General features: G+C 41.0%; 8 protein-coding genes. 7 read left to right on the top strand and 1 reads right to left on the bottom strand.

The annotated features are described in order from the left end of the window. Positions 1–283 precede the first annotated feature (283 nt). The gene (locus tag F9Y84_RS03650; RefSeq protein WP_147389939.1) at positions 284–733 is read left to right on the top strand and encodes a hypothetical protein; all 450 of its coding nucleotides are present in this window, start codon (positions 284–286) and stop codon (positions 731–733) included. A 223-nt stretch (positions 734–956) separates the two neighbouring features. Here the strand turns inward: F9Y84_RS03650 and F9Y84_RS03645 are convergent, their stop codons facing one another. Continuing rightward, the gene (locus F9Y84_RS03645; RefSeq protein WP_147389940.1) at positions 957–1247 is read right to left on the bottom strand and encodes a hypothetical protein; all 291 of its coding nucleotides are present in this window, start codon (positions 1245–1247) and stop codon (positions 957–959) included. A gap of 66 nt (positions 1248–1313) precedes the next feature. Between F9Y84_RS03645 and F9Y84_RS03640 the strand changes: the two genes are divergently transcribed. From F9Y84_RS03640 to F9Y84_RS03615, 6 genes are all read left to right on the top strand, one after another. After that, positions 1314–2279 carry a flagellin N-terminal helical domain-containing protein gene (locus F9Y84_RS03640; RefSeq protein WP_147389941.1) on the top strand — a complete coding sequence of 322 codons (966 nt, stop codon included), beginning with the start codon at positions 1314–1316 and terminating at the stop codon, positions 2277–2279. Between the two features lie 157 nt (positions 2280–2436). After that, complete coding sequence (locus F9Y84_RS03635) at positions 2437–3399, top strand: flagellin N-terminal helical domain-containing protein (RefSeq protein ID WP_128729615.1); 963 nt, start codon at positions 2437–2439, stop codon at positions 3397–3399. An 81-nt stretch (positions 3400–3480) separates the two neighbouring features. Beyond that, positions 3481–3894, top strand: a complete 414-nt coding sequence (locus tag F9Y84_RS03630; RefSeq protein ID WP_147389942.1) for a flagellar protein FlaG — start codon at positions 3481–3483, stop codon at positions 3892–3894. Positions 3895–3913: 19 nt separating this feature from the next. Then, complete coding sequence (gene fliD / locus F9Y84_RS03625; RefSeq protein ID WP_147389943.1) at positions 3914–5329, top strand: flagellar filament capping protein FliD; 1416 nt, start codon at positions 3914–3916, stop codon at positions 5327–5329. Between the two features lie 17 nt (positions 5330–5346). Beyond that, on the top strand, positions 5347–5775 hold the full coding sequence (gene fliS, locus F9Y84_RS03620) for a flagellar export chaperone FliS (RefSeq protein WP_147389944.1): 429 nt from the start codon (positions 5347–5349) through the stop codon (positions 5773–5775). Further along, positions 5765–6064, top strand: a complete 300-nt coding sequence (locus tag F9Y84_RS03615) for a hypothetical protein (RefSeq protein ID WP_147389945.1) — start codon at positions 5765–5767, stop codon at positions 6062–6064. Before fliS ends, F9Y84_RS03615 begins: the two co-directional genes overlap by 11 nt.

Raw genomic sequence — 6064 nt, 5'->3', positions numbered from 1 at the left:
AACGCGTGCTTTCTTCAAAAGCTGAATGAAGAGCTTGTTCTATATTCACAAAAAATCCGTAGTTAGTTGCCTAGCTACGGATTGTGCATGATCATTTTGATCGGTCAACCGATCAACTTCTTAACTGATCAGCATTAGCCAAATGGCCTCTTTTTTATATTCATTGCAAGTTAATTGCATTTTACAAGATGGGCGCTGTAAAAGGTTTGATGAACCCTGTAGCGCTTTATCTGTAATCTGTTACAATCTATTATTAACAATAAGATAATAAGGATGATATATCATGAAAAAACTACTAGTGACTGCTGCACTTTTAGCCGCCTCGAGTCAAAGCTTTGCCACTACAAAACATGTACATAACTGGAAGGCTGGCTCTAGCCAAAATTGGCATAGTGCCATTATTTTGACTAATGTGTGTAATAAGGACAACACTGATGTAGTGGTTAAATTTTGGGATTCAACTGGTGCTGTATTAAGTAATAGAACGCTTTCCGCGGGTAATGTAACAAATAGTGAAGGGGAGATGACGTTCACCTTGGAGCCTCATCAAAGTACGCATATTCAAATCAGTGCGGCTAACTTTTCTAAGTTCACGTATGGTAGTGCGAGTGTATCGAGCTATTACGCTGAGTCTGGTGTTGAGTGTCTAACTGGTTCGCATCATTCTTATTATTATGCTTCTGTTGGCGGACATGGCCTGTCTTACTTACTAAATGGCGGTGAGCCATTCTAATATTTATTTGCGCTTTAATAGTGTGAATGATTTTGAAAGTATAGATTGTGAGAGAGTGAGGTATCGCTCTCTTGCTTTGCAGTCAATTGAATACTCACATAGCTAGTCTATATTGCCTACCTAAACGTAAACACTCTTTCTAAGAAATAATATTTTCACCCTTTCGTATGGGGGAATATAAACGCAAAGCAGAGTAGCCGCCTCCACGCATCCAAATTCATTACTAGTTAATACCATTTTTCGGCGTGGCACATTTGCAATATCCACTTACTTCCATTACACACCCAAGCAACATCGCAATACGTGACCTAATCATATCGTTTGAGTACGCTTTAATAACTTGTAGTAAATGCGCACCTATTTTATCTATTTGCTCAACTAGATAATTCCCCATTATTTCATCACTTAGAATTTTCACTAATTGTTGGCCTGCATATTGCTTATATCTTGTTAGAGTTAATTTTGGCGTCAAAGTGGCAATTGGTTGCCTTAGTTGGTTGAACACCCGATGCATAAGTGCCGCTTTGTCATTTAACTATCTATCAATTAGATAATTGATTTGACAAAAAGAGAGTGAGTTATGGCTTTATATGTAAATACGAATGTCAGTGCTATTAACGCACAAAGACAACTAACTAATTCTGGCAATGAACTAGATACTTCTTTTAAACGTTTATCATCAGGTATGCGAATCAATAGCGCAGCAGATGATGCGGCAGGTCTACAAATTTCCGATCGTCTTCAATCACAAATCATGGGCCTGAATCAAGGAAACCGAAATGCAAACGATGGTATTTCATTGGCACAGACCGCGGAAGGGGCGATGGATGAAATTACATCGATGTTTCAGCGGATCAGAACGCTTTCACAGCAAGCAGCTAATGGCTCTAACACAGATGAAGACCGATTAGCGATCCAAGAAGAGATTCAGCAGCTTGCCAAAGAAGTCAACCGTGTAGCCTCCGACACCACGTTTGGTGGTCAAAATTTGCTTGATGGTACATATGCAGCTAACTTCCAGGTTGGCGCTGATGCCGTTCAAACAATTGGATTTAGTATGCAGTATGTTGGTTCTACTGCTAATAGTATGGAGGATGATGGGGGCTTTACTTTGTCGGGTATTGCTGGCATCGCTAGTGGTGTAAGTGGCGCCTCTCTTAGCGCTGTTGCAGGCTCCATTAGTACATCTGTTGGAGTCTCGGCTGATGCGACAAGCTTCGCTGCAGTTTATACAGCATCTGGTATATCTGTATCAACTCAAGCCAATGCTCAAGCGGTAATGGCTGGTATGGATGCGTTAATTGCAGTAGTGGATAAAAAACGTGCCGAATTAGGTGCAGTTCAAAACCGCTTCCAATCTACAATTCGAAACCAAGCGAATATATCTGAGAACTTATCAGCTGCAAAATCTCGAATTAAAGATGCCGATTTTGCTTTAGAAACGGCCAAGCTGACAAAGAACCAGATCCTACAACAGGCAAGTCAGACCATACTCGGCCAGGCTAACCAAAGACCGCAAGCAGCATTGAGCTTACTTCAAGGTTAAAACTGAATAATCAAATTATTTAAAAAAAAGCTAAAGCTTTTTCTTTGTCAGTCGATAGCAGAGTTAGAGAACTATAACTTTAGGACTCTAACTCGTCGAAGCTGAAGGGTAGGGGTATCCCGACGCTTTGATTAAAATTGATAAAGCGGAGGCTATTATGGCTTTATATGTAAATACTAACGTTAGCTCATTAAATGCGCAGCGTCAGTTAATGAACTCTGCGAATTCACTTGATACGTCCTTTAAAAGACTATCTTCAGGTTTTCGTATAAATAGTGCGAAAGATGATGCTGCTGGTATGCAGATATCTAATCGTCTCACAGGTCAAATCAATGGTCTGAATCAGGGCATTCGAAATGCAAATGATGGTATATCATTAGCACAAACAGCCGAAGGTGCGCTAGATGAAACAACACAAATGTTTCAGCGTATTCGCACATTGGCACAGCAGGCTTCTAACGGCTCTAATACTGATGAAGACCGCTTAGCAATACAAGAAGAGATCCAGTCGCTATCTAAAGAAGTGAATAGGGTTGCTGCAGATACCACATTTGGTGGTCAAAACTTGCTTGACGGTAGCTATGACGCAAACTTCCAAGTTGGTGCTGATGCCGTGCAAACGATCAGTTTTAGTATGCAAAATGTGGGTGCTACTACAAATAGCTTGGTTGCTAATGGCGGGTTTACTTTGTCGGGTATAGCTGGTATTGCTAGTGGCGTAACCGGTGCTTCTTTAAGTGCGACAGCGGGAAGCATTAGTACCTCAGTAGGTGCTTCAGCAGATGCAACTAGCTTTTCTGGTGTATTTACTGCCAGTGGTATTTCGGTATCTACACAAGCAAATGCGCAAGCAGTTATGGCTGGTATGGATGCGTTAATCGCAGTAGTTGACAAGAAGCGTGCTGAGCTAGGTGCGGTGCAAAACCGTTTCCAGTCTACGATACGAAATCAATCAAACGTTGCCGAGAATTTGACGGCTGCGCGATCTCGTATTCAAGATACTGACTTTGCACAGGAAACTGCAAATTTAACAAAAATGCAGATTCTCCAGCAAGCAAGTAGTTCAATTCTTAGTCAGGCGAACCAGCGTCCACAAGTGGCGTTATCGTTGTTAGGTTAATGAACAACAGTAGCGTCAAGTTTGTGAATAATTCACGAACTTGACGTATACTGTAAACTAGGTTTATTTCGGAGGTGTGTTGTGAAAGAAATACAAGTTTCAACACATTCGGGGCCAAATGTTTTGCAGCAAAAGCCTGACGAATTGTCAAAAGATGAACGTGGAGCTGAGACGACAAGAGCAGTAGAGCAACTAGAAACAGGGCGAGACACGCACAAAGCTCGTGAAGACGAGCAAAGCAAAAAAAGTAACCTGGTTGCTGAAGTAAAGCAAAATCTTGAAAAAGTAAATCAGTTTATTCCCGTCACATCGACGAATTTACAATTTGAGTTTGATGAAGAGGGCGATCCGCCGATTGTCAAGGTAATAGATTCAGAGAGCAATAAAGTGATCCGCGAGATACCATCAGAGGAGTTTAGGGAAGTGGCTAAAGCATTGGAAGAGTTTGCCGATAAAGTATCTAGTAGAGGTTTGCTGTTCGATGAAACAGCATGAATTATCTTAAGGGGGAGTTATGCCATTAATTACTTCAGCTGGTGTAGGTTCAGGGCTTAACCTTGAAAGCATTATCAAAGCATCGATAGATGCCGAAAATGTTCCTAAAATGCAGGCGTTTACCAAGAAAAAGGAGTCGTTGACTGTAGAACTTTCCTCTATTGGTGAAGTGAAAGGTGCGGTTTCAAAGCTCCAAGATACGATGGAAAAGTTAGCAGACTCAAAAAACTTTGGTAAACGAGTCGCTAATATAAGACAGCCAACTGCGGGAGATATTATAAGCGTAACGCCTACCTCTGATATTTCTACAGGTAACTTTAAAGTCGCAGTCAAGCAACTTGCTGAAGGCAGCCGAGTTGTGTCTGCCGACGCTTCTTTTGATTCTACCGATTCCGTAGTCAGTGCTTCTGGAGGAACATTGACCTTCGGTGCGGGTGCAGATAAGGCTTTTACTCTTGATGTGGCGGCTGGTATGACGCTTGCAGAATTACGAGATGCAATAAATTCCTCAGACTCAAATTTCGGTGTGACTGCTAATATTGTTAATACAGGAAACACAAGTGTCGGTTCTAAGTTAGTGCTAACGTCAAACGTTACAGGCGATGGAAATAACTTGACCATCACGTCTGATACAGCTGAACTAGATGCTGTCAGCACATCTCCATTTGCAGGTGGTACAGCTGGTATGACCTCGGTTCAGGACGCGCAAAATGCTGTAATCACTGTAGACGGGTTAGAGGTAACTAGCTCAACAAATACTTTTAAGAATGCCGTACAAGATATGACAATTAAGGCATTGGAAGTGAGTGAAGGCAATGATATTGACGGTTATGAAACCGCAAAATTGAATATCGACTACGACCGCGAATCAGTGACAAAGTTGGTTGATGAGTTTATCGCAAACTACAATAACCTTATAGGTATGATAGGACTGCAAACTAGAGCATCAAAGCCCCTGAATGGTGACTCTTCTATGAGGTCGTTAAGCGACCAGTTAATTACTACGCTGTCATCAGAACTAGTTGATGCTGGGCCGTTTGAATCAATTTTTGATATAGGTATCGGTGTGAAAGATGACGGTTACCTTGAAAAATCATCCCTAGTCCGAAGCTTAAATGAAGCAATGGATGAAAATTTTGATGATATTGGCACGGCATTTGCTGGTGAAAACGGTGTTGCTAAGAAGCTTGAAGAGTTGCTTGGCAACTATGCTGATTCCAGTGGTATCTTGAAGCAGAGGCAAAATAGCTTAAATAGCCAGCTTGAAGATTTAAAAGATGATGTTAGCAACCACGAATACAGGATGGAATCTCTAGAAGAGAGCCTTCGAAAAAAATATGCAGGTTTAGATGTATTGATTGCACAAATGCAACAGACCCAGTCATATTTGGGGGCACAGCTAGCCAATCTACCTGGTTTTACTAAGTCTAATTAAATTTAGGAGCAATAGTTATGTATAATGCTCGAGTGAAAAATTATCAAAGAGAAGCCCTTAAAACACGAGTAGCCGGTGCTGACAGATACGAAATCATTCAAATGTTGATGGCGGGAGCTATAGAAAAATTGGTACTAGCCAGAGTATCAATAGAAAAAAAACAACTAGAAGCTAAGGCAGAGCATTTGTCGAAAGCGTCTGCGATTATTGAGGCACTGAGAGGCAGCCTTGACTTCGAGATTGGTGGTGAAGTGACAGAAAATCTGTTCGCACTTTATTCGTATATGTTAGATCGATTGATAGATGCGTCAATTAAGAACGACCCTTCATTAGTTGAAGAAGTAAGTAATTTATTAAAGGAAATAAAATCGGCATGGGATGCAATTCCCGCGGATGTTAGACATAAAACCATCGCGGACAACCAAGACAGCTATAATGTCGGATAATGCGCTAGTAGTGTTACAACGGAAGCTGACACTATTACAGACATGTATTCAAGAAGAAAGATTAGCTGAAGCCGTGGAAGTTGAAAAAGCCCTGTCTCAGAATTTAAAAACTATTTTTTCTGATGGTTTGATTCAACAGCAATCAGACTATGAGCAGCTGTTAAGTACACTTAACAGCTACAGCGATTTAGTAAGTAAATTAATTGAGCTGCAGTGTTCAACTCGAGATGAGCTTGTCACGCATACACAAGTCAATAAAAAATTACTTATTTACAAGCAATTCCGATAA

Source organism: Pseudoalteromonas peptidolytica, from assembly GCF_012641745.1.
GTDB lineage: Bacteria > Pseudomonadota > Gammaproteobacteria > Enterobacterales > Alteromonadaceae > Pseudoalteromonas > Pseudoalteromonas peptidolytica.
This window is presented reverse-complemented; position numbering and strand designations above follow the sequence as displayed.

Bases quoted from the DNA above. Each gene is read 5' to 3' on its own strand.
- F9Y84_RS03650 (WP_147389939.1), top strand. From the start codon at position 284: ATGAAAAAACTACTAGTGACTGCTGCACTTTTAGCCGCCTCGAGTCAA.
- F9Y84_RS03645 (WP_147389940.1), bottom strand. From the start codon at position 1,247: ATGCATCGGGTGTTCAACCAACTAAGGCAACCAATTGCCACTTTGACG.
- F9Y84_RS03640 (WP_147389941.1), top strand. From the start codon at position 1,314: ATGGCTTTATATGTAAATACGAATGTCAGTGCTATTAACGCACAAAGA.
- F9Y84_RS03635 (WP_128729615.1), top strand. From the start codon at position 2,437: ATGGCTTTATATGTAAATACTAACGTTAGCTCATTAAATGCGCAGCGT.
- fliD (WP_147389943.1), top strand. From the start codon at position 3,914: ATGCCATTAATTACTTCAGCTGGTGTAGGTTCAGGGCTTAACCTTGAA.
- fliS (WP_147389944.1), top strand. From the start codon at position 5,347: ATGTATAATGCTCGAGTGAAAAATTATCAAAGAGAAGCCCTTAAAACA.
- F9Y84_RS03615 (WP_147389945.1), top strand. From the start codon at position 5,765: ATGTCGGATAATGCGCTAGTAGTGTTACAACGGAAGCTGACACTATTA.